This window comes from Pelomonas sp. BJYL3, from assembly GCF_027257975.1.
In the GTDB taxonomy this organism is placed as follows: domain Bacteria; phylum Pseudomonadota; class Gammaproteobacteria; order Burkholderiales; family Burkholderiaceae_C; genus Roseateles_B; species Roseateles_B flavus.
In genome coordinates this window covers 106,939-121,827 of record NZ_JANZKX010000005.1, presented here as the reverse complement: position 1 = coordinate 121,827, position 14,889 = coordinate 106,939, and the positions used below count along the sequence as shown (strand labels likewise).

Here is a 14,889-nt window from a genome sequence, read left to right as displayed (position 1 = left end):
TTTTTCATGGGCCACGCCCTCCCCGGCCGGATGATCCGCGGGCATCAGGGTTAGTCTTGATGCCCATCAAGGCCCGCCAGGGTCGAGCATGGCAGCATGAACATCCTGATGCCCAACAAGTACACCGAGAAAGCCCTGCAGGAGTCGCGCCGCTTCGGCGTCAAGCCCGTGCCGCCACTGCGCCCGCTGGGCTGGCTGGCCCGCGGCTGGGCAGACATGACGCGCTGCCCCGGCCCTTCGCTGCTGCACGGCCTGGTGCTGGCCCTGCTCGGTGCGCTGATCTTCCTGCTCGGCCGTGACCGCTTCTGGCTGCTGGCCGGCGCCTTCAGCGGCTTCCTGCTGGTCGCACCCATTCTTGCCACCGGGCTCTACGCCATCAGCCGCGAGATCGAGGCGAACCGCCACCCCGGCCTGCGCACGGTGCTGAACGTCTGGAAGCCCCGCGACGGGCGGCTGGTGCTCTTCGGCGTGCTGCTGGCCTTTGCCGGCACCGGCTGGGTGATGACCTCGGCCTCGCTGATCACCGGCTTTGCGGGCGTGCCCATCCTGAAGCCCCTGGACTTCCTGCGCCATGTGGTGCTCAACGAGCAAAGCCATCTCTTCGAGGTCTGGCTGGCGCTGGGCGCCCTGCTGGCCGCTCCTGTCTTCGCCTCCACCGTGATCGCCGTGCCCCTGCTGCTGGACCGCCAGATCGGCGTGCTGGGCGCCGTGTTCACCAGCTGGCGCGTGGTGATGGAGTACCCCGCGCCGGTGGCGCTGTGGGCCGTCCTCATCATGGGCCTGACCCTGCTGGGCATGGCCACGCTGATGCTGGGCTTCGTCGTCGTGCTGCCCTGGCTGGGGCATGCCAGCTGGCATGCCTACCGGGACCTCGTGGACACCTCGGGCCTGACCCGCAACGATTGAAGAGATGTTTGGCTATACCGAGGAACAGATCGCCCAGTTCGGGCTCAGCGTGGGCGTCACGGCCTTCATGCTGTACATGGTCTTCATCATCCTGCAGCTGGCGCGCGAGTCCAAGGCGGGCAAGTTCGGCACCTTCATCCTGCTGCTGGGCCTGGGCTTCGGCCTGGTGGGCTTTGCCGCCAAGGGCCTGATCAAGTTCTTCCTGTCCGGTGTCGGCGAATGAGGTCCGCATGGGCGTGATCAGTACCAAGAGCTTCCGGCACACGCTGTTCGAGGACGCGCAGGCCCTGCTGACGGGCACGCTCTTCGTGGCCCTGGGCGTGGCCCTGTTCAAGCAGGTGGGCATGCTCACCGGCGGCACCGTGGGCATCGCCTTCCTGCTGCACTACACCAGCGGCTGGCCCTTCGGTCTGCTGTTCTTCTGCATCAATCTGCCCTTCTACTGGCTGGCCTACCGGCGCATGGGCCTGGCCTTCACGCTCAAGACCGTGGCGGCGGTGACGCTGATGTCCACGCTGTCCGAGGCGCTGCCGCGCCTGGTCCAGTTCTCCCAGATCAACACCTGGTTCGCGGCGATCGCCGGCGGCCTGATGATTGGCGCGGGGATGCTGATCCTGTTCCGCCACCGGGCCAGCCTGGGCGGCCTCAACATCCTGGTGCTGTACCTCCAGGACAGCCGCGGCTGGCGTGCCGGCTACATGCAGGCCGCGCTGGACGCGAGCATCCTGCTGGCCTCCATGGCGGTGGTCAGCCCCGAGCGCATCGGCTATTCCCTGCTGGGCATGGCCGCGATGAACGCGGCCCTGGCCATCAACCACCGTCCGGGGCGCTACATGGCGGTCTGAGCCGCCGCAACTTCAGAGCAGCGGGCTGTACCAGCGCAGGTCCAGCAGACGGCGCGCCAGGGCATGGCTGATGCCTTCGGGCGCCACCAGGTCGTAGAGCAGGTCGAAGTGGTTGTAGCCTGGCACTTCTTCGACCACGGGCACGGCCTGTGGGCCCCAGGCCTCCTGGATGAGGCGGCACTGGCGCTTGAACTCCTCGCTTTCCGCTCCGCCGACGACGGCATAGAGCGGGGAATCCGGCGGCGCCTGATGCACCGGGCTCAGGCGGCGGGCGCTGGCCTCGTCCAGGCGCAGGTCGGCCTGCAGGAAAGGCGTATGCACCAGGGGCTCGAGCTCATGCAGGCCTGAGAGGGACAGCACGCCCTTGACCAGCTGGCGCGGCAGGTCCGGTGCCAGGCTCTTCCAGTCGAAGCAGCTCAGCAAGGCGGCCAGATGCCCGCCCGCCGAATGGCCGGCCAGCACGATGTGATTGGGGTCGCCGCCATAGTCCGCCACGTGGCGCCAGACCCAGGCCAGCGCCTCGGCCAGCTGCAGCGGGATGCGCTCCATGCTGACCTCGGGGCACAGGTCATAGCCTGGGATGACCACGACCGCGCCTTCGCTGGTGAAGCCCGGCGCGACGAAGGAGAGGTCCTCCTTGGACAGCGCCCGCCAGTAGCCGCCGTGGATGAAGACCAGCACGGGCGCCTTGGCGACGCTGTCACTGAACACATCCAGGCGCTGCCGTGGCCCGGCACCGTAGCGCAGATCCAGCTGGCAGCGTGCCTGCTCCCGCACCAGCGCCGACGCCTCGGCCCAGCGCTGCAACAGGACCTCGGCCTCGGGGACACGGCGACGGTTGTTGTACTGCGATTCAAACCAATCGGCGCTGTGTTCGGACATGGCTGCTCCCGGGTGCACAAGCCCGGACTCCGTGGCAAGGCCCGCAGTTTCGCTCAGTTCCAACGGGCACTCGCACACGTCACAGTGCCTGGCTATACTTTTCGCGACCGTGGGGGGGTAGCTCAGCTGGGAGAGCGTCGCGTTCGCAATGCGAAGGTCGGGAGTTCGATCCTCCTCCTCTCCACCACCGGCATCTAAGCCCTTGATGCTTAGTGTGACTTGAAGCATTGGATTGCACCGTGTGCAATCCTTCAGTTCATTTCACAGGTGCAAGCCGTGAATTCAACAGCCTCGACAGGGGCTGTTTCCTTTTGTACCCGGCCAAAGCTCGTTTCGAGTCATTGGGGGCGCAGGAGAGGCGCTCGCATGACTACGACGAGGCGAGTCTCCCTCTATGTCGATCACGGAGTTTCATCAGAGCACCTTGATCGGATGAAGCAATGGTTGGCCAGTTGGGGGGAGGCGGCGCACGTCGAGAGCTATTTGACGGGCGGATGGGGGCACTGTTGGCGTTGACTCCGACCCTGCCCCTGCGCCCGCGCTAACATGCCGAACGGCCCAGCACATGAGCGGGCCGGCATAACATTCGCATAAAACAAGAGCGACAGACAGGGGGGAAGAATGAACGAACAAGGAACGATTCCGTTCAGGAAGCGTGCCCTCGCGGGCGCACAGGCCCGTGCGGAGGAGGCAAGGACTGACCCTGCGCTCAGCGCTGGCGACCACCCGCCATTCCTGAGCCTTCGGCTGCTGGCCACCGGCAAGGCAGAAGCAGACACCTTGATGACCGCGGCCATGCTGGACGAGCAGCTCCGGCAGCCGGCGGGCTACAGCTTCAAGATGTCGGGCATTCGCTGCCGGCGATTTTCGTCGGCCGCTGAATCGCAGAGTCAGCTGGCCGCGCGGGCTCTCGGGGACGCGGTGAGGAACGCGGGCGTCGACCCGGCATCCATTGACCTCCTGATCGCCGCCTGTGGCGTCCAGGAGCAGGCCCTGCCATCCACCGCCTGCGCCATCGCGGCGCATGCCGGGCTACCTGCCGGCACACCGGCCTTTGACGTGAACGCCAGCTGCCTGGGCTTTGTCGTCGCCCTGAAGATGGCCGCGTCGCTGCTGGCCTCGGGCAGCTACCGCCGCATTGCCGTGGTCTCCGCGGACCAGGCTTCCCATGGGCTGGACTGGAGCCATCCGGAGTCGTCCCTCATCTTCGGCGATGGGGCGGCCGCAGCCCTCGTGGAGCGAGGCCAGGGCCGGCAAGGGATCCGCTCCTTTGGCTACCAGACCTACACCGAGGGGCGGCGCCTGTGCGAGATACGCGGCGGCGGCACGGGCAAGACGCTGGCAGACGGGGCCCAAGGTGCCGATTTCCTTTTCAGCATGAATGGCAAGCAGGTCCTCAAGCTGGCCTTGCAGAAGATGCCGGGCTTCATGAGTGAGCTCCTGGCCGCCGCGGGAATCACCCTCGACAGCATCGACGTTGTCGTGCCCCACCAAGCCAGCCACCTTGGCATGGCTCACATGATCCGCAAGATGGGGCTGGACAGGTGCCGCATCGTGGACATCTACCCCACGCACGGGAATCAGGTGGCAGCGTCAATCCCCACGGCCTTGCATGAAGCGCTGTCGTCCGGCCTGCTGGGCCCGGGGCGCCGCGCCCTGCTGATAGGCACCGCCGCGGGCGTGAGTCTGGGCGGGCTGGTCCTGGACCTCTGACATGCGCGTACTTGTGACCGGAGCCACCGGGGGCCTGGGGCGCAATGCTGTCGATTTTCTGTTGGAGCAAGGCGTCGACGTGAGGGCGACAGGACGCAATGCGCAGGTCGGCAGCGCGCTGCGCCAGCGCGGCGCCCAATTCATGGGCCTGGACCTCGTGACGGCGGATGGGCCCGCCCTGCGCGCCCTGCTGGACGGCGTGCATGCCGTGTGGCATTGCGCGGCGCTCTCCTCGCCCTGGGGGGCCCGTGAACGGTTCCAGGACTGCAATGTGCGGGCCACGTCCCGCCTTGTCCAGGCCGCTGGCGAATGTGGGGTGTCGCGCTTCATCCATGTCTCCACGCCAGCCATCTATTTCGACTACTCGCACCGCCATGGTGTCAACGAGTCATTCCGGGCCCGTCGGCCGGTCAATCACTACGCCCGCACCAAGGCGCTGGCCGAGGATGCCGTGCAAGAGGCTGGCCTGCGCTTTCCCTCCATGCGCGTGGCCATCCTGCGACCCCGGGCCATCTTCGGACCTCATGACCAGGTACTCGTCCCGCGCCTGCAGGAAATGCTGCGGCGGCATGGCGGTCGCCTGCCGCTGCCACGGGGCGGTCGTGCCGTCATCGACATGACCTATGTGGGCAATGTGGTCCAGGCGATGTGGCTGGCCACCCTGCGTGCAGAACTGTCCTCCGGCCTCGCCTTCAACATCACCAACGGCGAGCCAGCCCCCATCGCGGAGGTACTCCACCGCCTGTTCACGCGGGAGCTGGGCTGGCGCATGCAGATCCTGGACATTCCCCCCCTCGCCCTGGCTGCCGCGGCGACGGTCATGGAGTGCCAGGCCCTGTTCACCCGACGTGAGCCGCGCCTGACCCGGTACAGCGTCGGGGTGCTGTCCTATGACATGACACTGGATCTGGCGCGCGCCCGGGCCCTGTTGGGCTACGAGCCCGCGGTGAGCCTGGAGCTAGGCATTGCACGGACGGCCGACTGGCTGAAGTCCCATGGCTAGACTGCGTGCGTTCGAGGTTGGCCATTGCATGCACCCCGCCTGCATGGCCCTGAAAGGTGCGGGACTGGAGAGCCGCTGCTTTCCTTCGAGGGCCTGGTTGATCGAGACCTCGCGCGGGCTGCACCTCTGGGATACGGGCTATGCCACGCACTTCAAAGATGCAGCGCGCGGAATCTATCGTCTGTATCCGCTGGTGACCCCCGTGCATCTGGATGCGCAGGCTGCGCTGGTCGAGCAACTGCGCAGAGAAGGCCTGCACGGCAGGGACCTGCAGTCCATCGTGATCTCCCACTTCCATGCCGATCACATGGCGGGGCTCAAGGACTTCCCGACGCCGAGGATCGTCTGCTCGGGCGAGGCCTGGGACAGTGTCCAGGGACTCAGCGGCTTGCGGGCCCTTCGACGTGCCTTCCTGCCAGGGCTCGTGCCGGCGGACACACAGTCGCGTCTGCAGTTCGTCGAGTCCTTGCCGCAGCGCGCACTGCCGGCCGAACTGTCACCCTTCGCCCTTGGGGCGGACCTGGATGGCAGTGGTGAAGTCCTGATCGTCCCGCTGCCCGGCCATGCCATCGGTCACCTCGGGGCCTTTGTCCGCCTGGAACAGGGCTGGCTGCTGATCGCCTCCGATGCGGCCTGGGCAAAGGAAAGCTACGAGGCCCTGCGGGGTCCGTCCGAACTGTCCTTCCTCATCCAGCACAGGCGGTCCGCCTATTACCGCACCCTGCACAGTCTTCATGCACTGCATGCACGCGGCATTCCAGTCATGCTGACCCACGAGGCACCGGAGCAAGCGCCATGATGCGCGGCCTTCGACTGCTGACGGCCTACCTGCGCGAGCGCCGGATGCGCTTCGCCTCGCGCGAGGCACTGGAGGCCCATCAGCGCACCCACCTGGCTCGATTCCAGCGAATGCTGGCCACTGCCAGTCCCTTCTACGCTGGCCTGGGCGACCGGCCCCTGTGCGAATGGCCTGACATGGACAAGCAGCGCATGCTGGCCCACTTCGACGACATCAACACGGCAGGACTCCAGCTGCGCCAGGTGTTTGATGCGGCCCTGGACGCCGAGCGCAGCCGGGACTTCAGGCCACGACTGAAGTCCATCAATGTCGGCCTGTCGTCGGGCACGTCGGGGCAGCGCGGCGTGTTCGCCATCAGCGACCGGGAGGCGGCGATCTGGGCCGGCGTCATGCTGGCCAGAATGTTGCCTGCCGGCCTTCTCGCCCGGGAGCGTGTCGCCCTGTTCCTGCGGGCGAACAGCAATGTGTACGAGAGCGTCCGCTCGCACTGGATCGCCTTCCGATTCTTCGATCTCCTGCAACCCTTCGATGACAACCTCGATGCGCTCGAGGCCTTCGATGCCACCATCATCGTCGCCCCAGCCCAGGTGCTTCGCGCCCTGGCACTTCGTGCACTGGAGGGCGGCCTGCGCCTGCGGCCCCGCCGCGTGATCTCGGTGGCCGAGGTGCTGGAGCCTCGCGACCGCGAGCTGATCGCCAGCGTCTTCGGGCCGGTCCATCAGGTCTATCAGGCCACCGAAGGCTTTCTCGCCAGCACCTGTGCACACGGGGTCCTTCATCTCAACGAAGGCTATGTCCATGTAGAGCCGCGCTGGCTGGACCACGAACGGCGGCGTTTCATCCCGGTGATCACCGACTTCACGCGGCTGACGCAGCCCTTCGTGCGCTACCGGCTTGATGACGTGCTGCTGGCGCGCCAGGCGCCCTGCCCCTGCGGCAGCGCCTGCCTCGCCCTGGATGCTATCGAGGGCCGGCATGACGACATGCTGCTGCTCCCCGGCCGGCGCCACCCGCAGGTGCAGGTCTTTGCCGATTCCCTGTCACGGGTGATTGCGCAGTGCCTGCCCCGGGAGGCTGACTATCGCCTGATACAGCGCGGCCCCGCCAACCTGGACCTGCATGCCAGCCTGGACCCTCACGGCATGACGCTGCTACAGCAGGGACTGCTCGATGGGCTGGCTCGGCTCGGCATCGCCACCGAGCAGCTCAGTTGGACCTGCCACGGCACCGTGCCCGCTGGGGAGGCCCTTGCCAAATGCCGGAGGATCGTCCGTGAACACCGGGCCTGAGGTGCTCCCCCCCTGGACGCCTGTACGAAGGGTGACGCCCTATGAATGGCTGTACCTGGCGGCCTCCCCGCATTTCGCTCCCTTCGCGATCCAGCTGCGCGTCGCACTCGCCCGCTTGCCCGAGCGGGCCCTGCTGGAAGCGGCGATCCAGCAGGCGGCGAGCGCGAACCCCGGTGCGCGGCTCCGCGTTCGCGGCAGGCGCTGGCATGACAGCGGCCTCGCCCCCCAACTGCGCCTGCCCGGCGACGCCCTCCCCTTTACCCTGGCGCATCCCGCCCTGCACCAGCAGCTCGGCATCCAGGACACGCCCCTCCTGGAAGTGCTGTACTGGCCCGGCTGCGGCCTGATCTTCCGCTGCTCGCATGCGCTGATGGATGCAGCAGGGCTGCTCCTCTTCGCCAAAGACGTCTTCCGGATCCTGCGGGGAACGTCCCCGGCGGGCACTGCCTGTATGGTCTCCGATCATGACTATCTGAAGGCTCGGGCCCATGCCGGACGTCGCCCGTTCCTGAAGGCCGACCAGACTTCGCCCCTGGGGCCACCTGCCCACGCCGGCAGGCACTTCGTGCATGCCCATGCCACGGTCCCAGGTCAGGTGGTCACCGCCAGTGCCCGGATGGCCGCATTCATGGCTTCCATGTGTGCTGGCCAGCCCTGCCGCCTCATGATGCCGGTAGACCTTCGCAGGAAGGATGCGACCTTGCGCTCCACGGCCAATCTCAGCAATCCCTTGTTCCTGTCGCTGCAGACAGCGTCGGACTGGAACACGTGCTACCGCGACATCATCACCGCCCTGCGGCGGCATGACGAGCTTCGCTATTCAGCGCTGGATGGATTCATCCCGATGCTGCCCCGGGCCCTGCTGGGCCGGACTTTTGATCGATACCATGCCCGGCAGGTCAGGCGCGGCGCCTACCTCACCTCCGCCACGCTCTCGCACCTTGGAAGCGTCGCATTGAGCGACTTCGCCACGCCCCAGTGCACCCCGGACGCCGTGTCATTGCTCCCCTTCAACACGCCCGGAACCGCCTTGAGCGTGGAATCGATCCAGCATGATCACGGCCTCGAGATCTCCCTGTCGTGCCCGGCGGCCAGCGGCGATGGCGGCCGGCTGGAAGCGTTTCTCAGGCGCCTTTGCGACGTCCTCGCCAGGCCGGCGTCCGGGCAAGCGGTCAGGACGGTCCCCTGATGCCCCCCACTCGCACGACTGAACTCACGATGACTCTTGTGCACCATCGCCGCGACTGGCAGAGCGTCTCCTACCTCATCGCACTGCCGACTCTCGTGAGCTGGCAGTGGCAGCAAGCGGCGGTCAATGCGGCCGCCTACGGGCTGACCCTCATGCTGGTCATCGGTCTGTGCTGCATCAATCACAACCATGCGCACCTGCCGATCTGGCGATACCCGATCCTGAACCGGATCACCGATCTCTGGATCGGTCTGCTGCAAGGCCAGCCCGTGTTCCTGTTCCAGCCCGCCCACGTCGACAGCCACCATCGGCACAACCAGAGCCCGGGTGACCTGACGCGGGTGGCGCGCCATGACACGGGCAACACCCTGCTGGGTTACCTGCGCTTCCCGTTCCAGGTGCTGCCCGCCCTCCAGCGCCTCAGGCGGGACCACCTGCGGAAGTGCTGGCATCAGGACCGCGCGGAGTTCTGGTGGATCATGCTGCAGCACCTGGCGCTGCTGTCGCTCTGGGCCACCCTGGTGGTTCTGGACCCGTTCAAGGCCTTGATCTACGTTGCGCTGCCCCAGCTGCTGGGCTTGCACTTCCTGCTGGCATCGAACTACCTCCAGCATGCGCATGCGGTGGCAGGGTCGAGGCACAACCACTCACGCAACTTCGTCGGCTGGATCAACTGGTTCTGGTTCAACGTGGGTTACCACACGGCCCATCACGACAACGAGCGGCTGCACTGGACTGAGCTGCCTTCGGCACATGCCGCGCTCTTGCCTGACATACGGCCTGCGCTGATCGAGCGCAGCGTGCTGCTCTACTTTGTCCGCACCCTCTTCCTGGGCCAGTTCATCGGCGCGCTGCGCTCTCGCCAGCTCATCGACTGAGTGGCACGCCATGACGTGCACAGGAGGCCCCGTCGATGCTGCAACTTGCGCAAAGATCAGGACTCCCCCCAAGCCCTTGACCCCAGGATCAGCCACGCCTGCGTGACCTGCCCGTCGGCGGCCGCCTGGACGATGGGGGCGCCGTCTTCCATGCTGCCTCCCGACAAGGTCACCACCTGCGACGCATCGGCCTTCGATGACAGCACGACTCGATGGGGGTCCACGGCCGCATAGGCAAGGGACCACAGCTGCGCGTCGTCGCCCGTCCGGGCCTGCAGCTCCAGCGGAGTGCCCGCGCCTGCAGTCGCCTTCGACGGGCCTGCCACCAGCCCGCTCACGTAGTTCTCCAGCCAGTAGAAGCCGGGCGCCTTGGCGGGCCTGAATCGCCAGGCCTGGGCGTCGCTCCAGTTGCGTTCGCCCAGGAGGATGGGGCTGCCAGCCTCGTTCACGCTGCCGCCAATGGTCATCACGTACTTCTCAGGGGCCATGGCCAGCATGAACGGCTTCGCCTGGCCGAAGGTTCCGGCGCCGACGGCCAGTCCGCTGCCCAGGCCGGTACCGTAGAGGTCGCCGATTGCGATCAGCTGGCCTGTCTCGACCGCACGCAAGGACAGCGTACTGACTGACTCGCTGGGCGGGCCATACCCTTGCAGCGTCATCGTGACGGCCATGCCCGACAGGGCCTGGGGCGGCACCATGCAGCTCAGCATGCCCTTGGGGTAGACCGAGGCGGGACTCTTGACCGTGCCGGCGAGCGCAATGATCTCGGGGCCGAACGAGCCCCCATCCCGGGACAGGTAGTAGAGCGTGATGCCCAGCGCCCGCTGGTCGATCGAGACACGACACATGCAGTCAAAGGTCATGGCCGCCGTTGCGGACCCGCGTTCCGACTTTCCGTTCATTGACGCCTCCTCTGTGCACCGATGCCTGCGATCCAGGCCGAGGACTTCCGCGGTCAGCATGCTAGGGGCACAGAGGCCACTGAGGCCCTAGCAGGTCTTACAGGGCGCGCCACCGGGGTGCGATGTGTGAGCAGCCCGATCTCCTGTGCTGCTCTGTGCGGTCTCAATGCGGGATCAGGGCCAGTAGACCTCCACATCCGCGATCGCTGCATCACCCTGGTCGACGCCCCCGATGACGAGCACGCCCCCATGGTTGGCCAGGATGGCCACACCCCAGGCACGCTCTTTGTGCAGCCGGCCGGCGGACCAGAAGACGCCGCGCAGGGGGTCGTAGCGTTCCACGGTCGGGGTGACGGCATCGGCGCTGAGCCCTCCGAGCACCACCGCGCCGCCATCACCCAGGGCGCTGGCCGCCTCGTAGGCACGTGCCTTGCGCGGCCCCGCGATGGCCTGGAAGGTCTGGCTGAGGGGATCGAACAGATCGGCGCCCCGCGAGTTCAGCACCATCACGCGACCGGAGCCGAGCGTGATCAGCTGCGGCATCTCGTTCCTGAAGGACAAGGGGCACGCCAGCTGCGTGAAGGTGTTGCGGACCGGGTCATACAGCTCTGCTGACGTTGGCGCCCGCAGCGTCTGCCAGTCGGTCCCGCCGACGATCAGCACCTGGCCGGACGCCAGCAAGGCCGCCGCATGGTAGGTACGCGGCGCCACGAGGCGCTGTGGTGCCAGGCTCTCGAAGCTGCCGCTGACAGGATCGAAGAGCTCCGCGGAGAACGTGACCATGGCAGGACTGAGCCCCTGGCCGCCGGCAATCAGCACCTTGCCGCTGTTGAGCAGCGTTGCGGTATGGCGGGAGCGCTCGAGCGTCATGGGCCTGGGCAGGGCCTGAAAGGTCTTGCTGACGGGGTCGAAGATCTCGGCCGAGCTCATGGCCAGCACCCGGCCGTCGCCGAGGTCTCCACCCGTGACCAGCACACGGCCGTCCGGCAGCAGCGTGGCCGCATGACCCTGGCGAGCCTGCACCATGCTGCTCAGGAGTTCCACCTGGCCCGTCAGCGGATCGATGAGCTCTGCGGCGCGGGTCGCACGGTTGTCGCTGCGGCCACCCAGCACCAGCAGGCGGCCATCGCCCAGCGGGGTCACGGTATGACCCTGGCTTCTCGCGACGTGCAGCCGGGTGAAGGCGTACACGCGGCCAGCCCTGCCCTTGGCGACGAGCTCCGACGTCTCAGACCTGGCCGGCTCGAGGGCGGAAGCTTGGCATGAGGCCGAGGACAGCACGGTGGCGACCAGGAGACTCAGCCCCAGCGAAAGTGAATGCGACAGCGGGGGACACTTCAACAGTTTCTTCATGAATCAATGGCAAATGCCATCTCCTGCGTGGTTGCGAAAGATCCCTTTTGAGGATCTGTGGGAGCACACACTCCGGTCGGAGCGCATGCCTGGGCCACTCTAGAGTGGAACCAATAACGCCTTAATGACACTCCCCTTCATGACCCTGCCGCCGCCATCTGCAGGCCGCCTCGACCGGGGGCCGGCCATGGAGCCCTAGGCCGGCATGCGGCCCAAGCGGCGCTCGACCCTGCTGCGAGCCGGCTGCTGGATGAGGTCCAGGGAGCCCCTGAGGCGGGCATGGATCACAGGGCGCGCCTGCTGGAAGTCCTGCTGCGGAAATGCGCGTCACCGGCCGTGGCCGCATGGCTCATCAGCCCCGCCACGGGCCGCTGCCCAACGCCTGCGACCCGCCAGGCAACACCTTTCGCGGCGGCGAGATTGAGCTGATGTGATCGGCGCCTGCCTCCAGAAGGCCCAGATCGGCCGTGATGCGCAGCACATGACCGATCAGGGCCGATCAGGGCCGGGGGGCGTGAGCGCCTTCATGCCTGCGAGATGCCGGCGGCGGGCTGCCCGTCCAGGCAGGAAGGCCCATCACTGAATGGCATGGAAGCTCCAGAAGTTGATGGCGCTGCGGGGCAAGCGCCGTGCCCTGAAAGGCCTCGCCCGCCTTGCCGTGCGGAACCTCTTCATCGGTAGGGCCATTTCTCAAAGCAGCCGTTTTGCGCGATTCTTTCCATCCCCCTGGGCAGTCAGGGTCATCAGAAAGGGAGCATTCACATGAGCGTTTCGAAGATGAAGCTCGCCACGCGCCTGATCCTCGGCTTCATGGCCGTCGTGGCCTTTGGGGTGATCGTCGCAATGGTCGGCATCCGGGGCATTGGCACGGTCAACGACTTCAATGACAGGCTCTATGACCGAGAGCTGCTGGGCCTCTCCTACATCAAGGAGGCCAACATCAACCTGATCTATGCCGGCCGGGAGCGCGCCCGCTTCTCGGCCGCAACGACGCCGCAAGAACGCGAGACGGCCGTTCGCAACTTCGAATCGGCCATCGCGTCGATGGAAAAGCAGCTGGCCCTGGCCCAGCCCCTGTTCATCACGGAGCAAGGCAAGGGCCAGTTCGCCGACACCCGGCAGTCCATCGACCGCTGGCTGCCGGTGGCGCGGCAGTTCTTCAAGACCGCGGCACAGGATCCGCTGTCAGAGCGTTCGGCCGCGAGCCGCGAGCTCGGCACCCAGGTGCGGGACCTGAACCAGCAGGTCGATGACAAGCTCTCCCACCTCTCCGAGTTGAAGGAAGCCCAGGGCAAGAAGGCCGCCGACGCCGGCACCGAGGTCTACGAGCAGGCCCGCGGCATCCTGCTCCTGCTGACCGTGCTCAGCGGGGCCTTCGGCATTGCCATCGGCGCCCTGCTGACGCGCCGGATCACCGGCCAGCTGGGTGGAGAGCCGGAGGCCGTGGCGGCCATGGCCAACGAGATCGCGCGGGGCAATCTGGCGGCCCGCATCGACGCCTCGCGGGCACGGCCCGGCAGCATCGTGGCCGCGATGAGCGCCATGCAGCAGTCGCTGCACGGCCTGATCCACAACGTGCGCAACAGCAGCGAGTGCATCGCCACCGCTGCGAGCGAGATCGCCGTGGGCAATCTGGACCTGAGCCAGCGCACGGAGCAGCAGGCCAGCAATCTGCAGCAGACGGCGGCCTCGATGGAGCAGATCTCCGGCTCCATCGCGATCAACTCCGAGACCACCCGCGCCGCCAGCGAGGTCGGCCAGGCCGCCACCAGCGCGGCCGACACCGGCGGCCGGGTCATGCAGCAGGTGATGCACACCATGGACGAGATCGGCCAGGCCAGCCAGCGCATCACGGACATCATCAGCGTCATCGACGGCATCGCCTTCCAGACCAACATCCTGGCCCTGAACGCGGCCGTGGAGGCCGCCCGGGCGGGAGAACAGGGCCGGGGCTTCGCGGTGGTCGCGGGCGAGGTGCGCATCCTGGCCCAGCGCAGCGCCCAGGCGGCGAAGGAGATCAAGCAGCTGATCGAGAACAGCTCGAGCAAGGTCGACCAGGGCAGTCAGCTGGTCCGTCAGGCGGGCGCCTCCATGGCCGGGATCGTGGCCGAGGTGAAGCGCTTGACCGACATGATCCATGACATCAACACCTCGACCAGCCAGCAGTCCACGGGCGTCGGCCAGATCAATGCGGCGGTGAGCCAGCTGGACCAGGTGACGCAGCAGAACGCCGCCCTGGTCGAGGAGAGTGCCGCGGCCGCGGACAGCCTGCGCAACCAGGCCCAGGGTCTGCTGCAGGCCGTGGCCAGCTTCCACCTGCGGGACGAGCTGGCCGGCGCTGCTCACTGAAGGCCGGCAGGCCGGGCTGGCGGGGCGCCGGACTGCGCCAGCATGCGGTCCAGCAGCAGGGCCATCTCAAGCGGGCTGTCCAGGTAGAAGCGGGCCCTGGACTGCCAGCTGGTGCGGCCGACCTTGATGGTCAGCCAATGCGCCGGGGCCCGCTGGAACACCGGCTCGTCATTGATGTCGTCGCCGATGAAGACCGCTGCGGCCGCCCCTTCGCGGGCCACGACGGCATGCACGGCATCGGCCTTGTCCGGCGCCCGGGCGGCCACGATGTTGAAGACCAGCTTGCCGCCGAAGACATGCAGGGCCGGGCCCGCCGTCTTCATGATCTCCTCCAGCCGCTGCCGCGCCCGCTCGCGGTCCCGCGCCATGCGGTAGTGCAAGGCGATGGAGCTGCGCTTGTCCTCGACCTGCACGCCCAGCTCCTGCAGCTCGGCACGAAAGGGCTGCAGCCACTCCCGGGCCGATTCCATGGCGCTCACCCACACGGGAGATGGATCGAGCAGATCGCTCTCGGCGCCATGGCTGCCGACGATGTAGGTCGGCGTGAAGTCCAGGCGCTTGCGCACATCGGCCACCTCCCGGCCCGTCACGATGGCCACCGGCAGGCGCAGCGACAGCAGCCGCAGGCGGCTGACGACACCGGGGGGCATGCGGGCCATGTCGGGCAGGGCGACGATGGGGGCCAGCGTGCCGTCGAAATCGAAAGCCAGCAGCGGGCGGGACGCCATGGTGGCGGCCAGTGCCAGCTCCCCCTGCGGGCTGAAGATGTGCAGCTTCATGG

At 67.2% G+C, this 14,889-nt stretch carries 14 protein-coding genes and 1 tRNA gene; 11 read left to right on the top strand and 4 right to left on the bottom strand.

The window, feature by feature from the left end:
• The first annotated feature begins 96 nt into the window (after positions 1-96).
• The 3 genes from O9Y01_RS16170 to O9Y01_RS16160 are packed head-to-tail and all read left to right on the top strand — an operon-like array spanning position 97 to position 1,751.
• On the top strand, positions 97-906 hold the full coding sequence (locus tag O9Y01_RS16170) for a DUF2189 domain-containing protein (RefSeq protein ID WP_269632638.1): 810 nt from the start codon (positions 97-99) through the stop codon (positions 904-906).
• A 4-nt stretch (positions 907-910) separates the two neighbouring features.
• Positions 911-1,129, top strand: a complete 219-nt coding sequence (locus tag O9Y01_RS16165) for a DUF2788 domain-containing protein (protein ID WP_269632637.1) — start codon at positions 911-913, stop codon at positions 1,127-1,129.
• Positions 1,130-1,136: 7 nt separating this feature from the next.
• Positions 1,137-1,751: a YitT family protein gene (locus O9Y01_RS16160; protein WP_269632636.1), complete on the top strand. Its 615-nt coding sequence runs from the start codon at positions 1,137-1,139 to the stop codon at positions 1,749-1,751.
• 12 nt (positions 1,752-1,763) lie between these two features.
• Here O9Y01_RS16160 and O9Y01_RS16155 read toward each other — a convergent pair whose 3' ends face one another.
• On the bottom strand, positions 1,764-2,633 hold the full coding sequence (locus tag O9Y01_RS16155; protein ID WP_269632635.1) for an alpha/beta hydrolase: 870 nt from the start codon (positions 2,631-2,633) through the stop codon (positions 1,764-1,766).
• Between the two features lie 111 nt (positions 2,634-2,744).
• On the opposite strand from O9Y01_RS16155, the gene O9Y01_RS16150 reads away from it, so the two are divergent.
• The 7 genes from O9Y01_RS16150 (at position 2,745) to O9Y01_RS16120 (ending at position 9,504) form a co-directional block, all read left to right on the top strand.
• Positions 2,745-2,820, top strand: a tRNA-Ala gene (locus tag O9Y01_RS16150).
• A gap of 608 nt (positions 2,821-3,428) precedes the next feature.
• Entirely contained in the window at positions 3,429-4,346 is a 918-nt protein-coding gene (locus tag O9Y01_RS16145) for a 3-oxoacyl-ACP synthase III family protein (RefSeq protein WP_269632634.1), read from the top strand.
• 1 nt (position 4,347) lies between these two features.
• On the top strand, positions 4,348-5,349 hold the full coding sequence (locus tag O9Y01_RS16140; RefSeq protein WP_269632633.1) for an NAD-dependent epimerase/dehydratase family protein: 1,002 nt from the start codon (positions 4,348-4,350) through the stop codon (positions 5,347-5,349).
• Positions 5,342-6,148 (top strand): MBL fold metallo-hydrolase, encoded by an 807-nt coding sequence (locus O9Y01_RS16135; RefSeq protein WP_269632632.1) that lies wholly within the window; start codon positions 5,342-5,344, stop codon positions 6,146-6,148. The genes O9Y01_RS16140 and O9Y01_RS16135 overlap by 8 nt, the downstream gene beginning before the upstream one ends.
• Positions 6,145-7,437, top strand: coding sequence for a F390 synthetase-related protein (locus O9Y01_RS16130; protein WP_269632631.1), 1,293 nt, complete (start codon positions 6,145-6,147; stop codon positions 7,435-7,437). The genes O9Y01_RS16135 and O9Y01_RS16130 overlap by 4 nt, the downstream gene beginning before the upstream one ends.
• A 31-nt stretch (positions 7,438-7,468) precedes the next feature.
• On the top strand, positions 7,469-8,626 hold the full coding sequence (locus O9Y01_RS16125) for a hypothetical protein (protein WP_269632630.1): 1,158 nt from the start codon (positions 7,469-7,471) through the stop codon (positions 8,624-8,626).
• A 29-nt stretch (positions 8,627-8,655) separates the two neighbouring features.
• On the top strand, positions 8,656-9,504 hold the full coding sequence (locus O9Y01_RS16120) for a fatty acid desaturase family protein (protein WP_269632629.1): 849 nt from the start codon (positions 8,656-8,658) through the stop codon (positions 9,502-9,504).
• Between the two features lie 56 nt (positions 9,505-9,560).
• Here O9Y01_RS16120 and O9Y01_RS16115 read toward each other — a convergent pair whose 3' ends face one another.
• Together O9Y01_RS16115 and O9Y01_RS16110 are read right to left on the bottom strand one after the other, a co-directional pair.
• The gene (locus tag O9Y01_RS16115; protein WP_269632628.1) at positions 9,561-10,406 is read right to left on the bottom strand and encodes an RICIN domain-containing protein; all 846 of its coding nucleotides are present in this window, start codon (positions 10,404-10,406) and stop codon (positions 9,561-9,563) included.
• Positions 10,407-10,580: 174 nt separating this feature from the next.
• Positions 10,581-11,597: a Kelch repeat-containing protein gene (locus tag O9Y01_RS16110; protein WP_269632627.1), complete on the bottom strand. Its 1,017-nt coding sequence runs from the start codon at positions 11,595-11,597 to the stop codon at positions 10,581-10,583.
• A gap of 924 nt (positions 11,598-12,521) precedes the next feature.
• Here O9Y01_RS16110 and O9Y01_RS16105 point away from each other — a divergent pair.
• The gene (locus O9Y01_RS16105; RefSeq protein WP_269632626.1) at positions 12,522-14,108 is read left to right on the top strand and encodes a methyl-accepting chemotaxis protein; all 1,587 of its coding nucleotides are present in this window, start codon (positions 12,522-12,524) and stop codon (positions 14,106-14,108) included.
• On the opposite strand, the gene otsB is transcribed toward O9Y01_RS16105, so the two are convergent.
• Entirely contained in the window at positions 14,102-14,887 is a 786-nt protein-coding gene (gene otsB / locus O9Y01_RS16100; RefSeq protein WP_269632625.1) for a trehalose-phosphatase, read from the bottom strand. The two genes, O9Y01_RS16105 and otsB, sit on opposite strands and share 7 nt — an antisense overlap.
• Between the last annotated feature and the right edge of the window lie 2 nt (positions 14,888-14,889).

Excerpts from the sequence above, each read along its gene's own strand:
- O9Y01_RS16170 (WP_269632638.1), top strand. The coding sequence starts at position 97 with ATGAACATCCTGATGCCCAACAAGTACACCGAGAAAGCCCTGCAGGAG.
- O9Y01_RS16165 (WP_269632637.1), top strand. The coding sequence starts at position 911 with ATGTTTGGCTATACCGAGGAACAGATCGCCCAGTTCGGGCTCAGCGTG.
- O9Y01_RS16160 (WP_269632636.1), top strand. The coding sequence starts at position 1,137 with ATGGGCGTGATCAGTACCAAGAGCTTCCGGCACACGCTGTTCGAGGAC.
- O9Y01_RS16155 (WP_269632635.1), bottom strand. The coding sequence starts at position 2,633 with ATGTCCGAACACAGCGCCGATTGGTTTGAATCGCAGTACAACAACCGT.
- O9Y01_RS16145 (WP_269632634.1), top strand. The coding sequence starts at position 3,429 with ATGCTGGACGAGCAGCTCCGGCAGCCGGCGGGCTACAGCTTCAAGATG.
- O9Y01_RS16140 (WP_269632633.1), top strand. The coding sequence starts at position 4,348 with ATGCGCGTACTTGTGACCGGAGCCACCGGGGGCCTGGGGCGCAATGCT.
- O9Y01_RS16135 (WP_269632632.1), top strand. The coding sequence starts at position 5,342 with ATGGCTAGACTGCGTGCGTTCGAGGTTGGCCATTGCATGCACCCCGCC.
- O9Y01_RS16130 (WP_269632631.1), top strand. The coding sequence starts at position 6,145 with ATGATGCGCGGCCTTCGACTGCTGACGGCCTACCTGCGCGAGCGCCGG.
- O9Y01_RS16120 (WP_269632629.1), top strand. The coding sequence starts at position 8,656 with ATGACTCTTGTGCACCATCGCCGCGACTGGCAGAGCGTCTCCTACCTC.
- O9Y01_RS16115 (WP_269632628.1), bottom strand. The coding sequence starts at position 10,406 with ATGAACGGAAAGTCGGAACGCGGGTCCGCAACGGCGGCCATGACCTTT.
- O9Y01_RS16105 (WP_269632626.1), top strand. The coding sequence starts at position 12,522 with ATGAGCGTTTCGAAGATGAAGCTCGCCACGCGCCTGATCCTCGGCTTC.
- otsB (WP_269632625.1), bottom strand. The coding sequence starts at position 14,887 with ATGAAGCTGCACATCTTCAGCCCGCAGGGGGAGCTGGCACTGGCCGCC.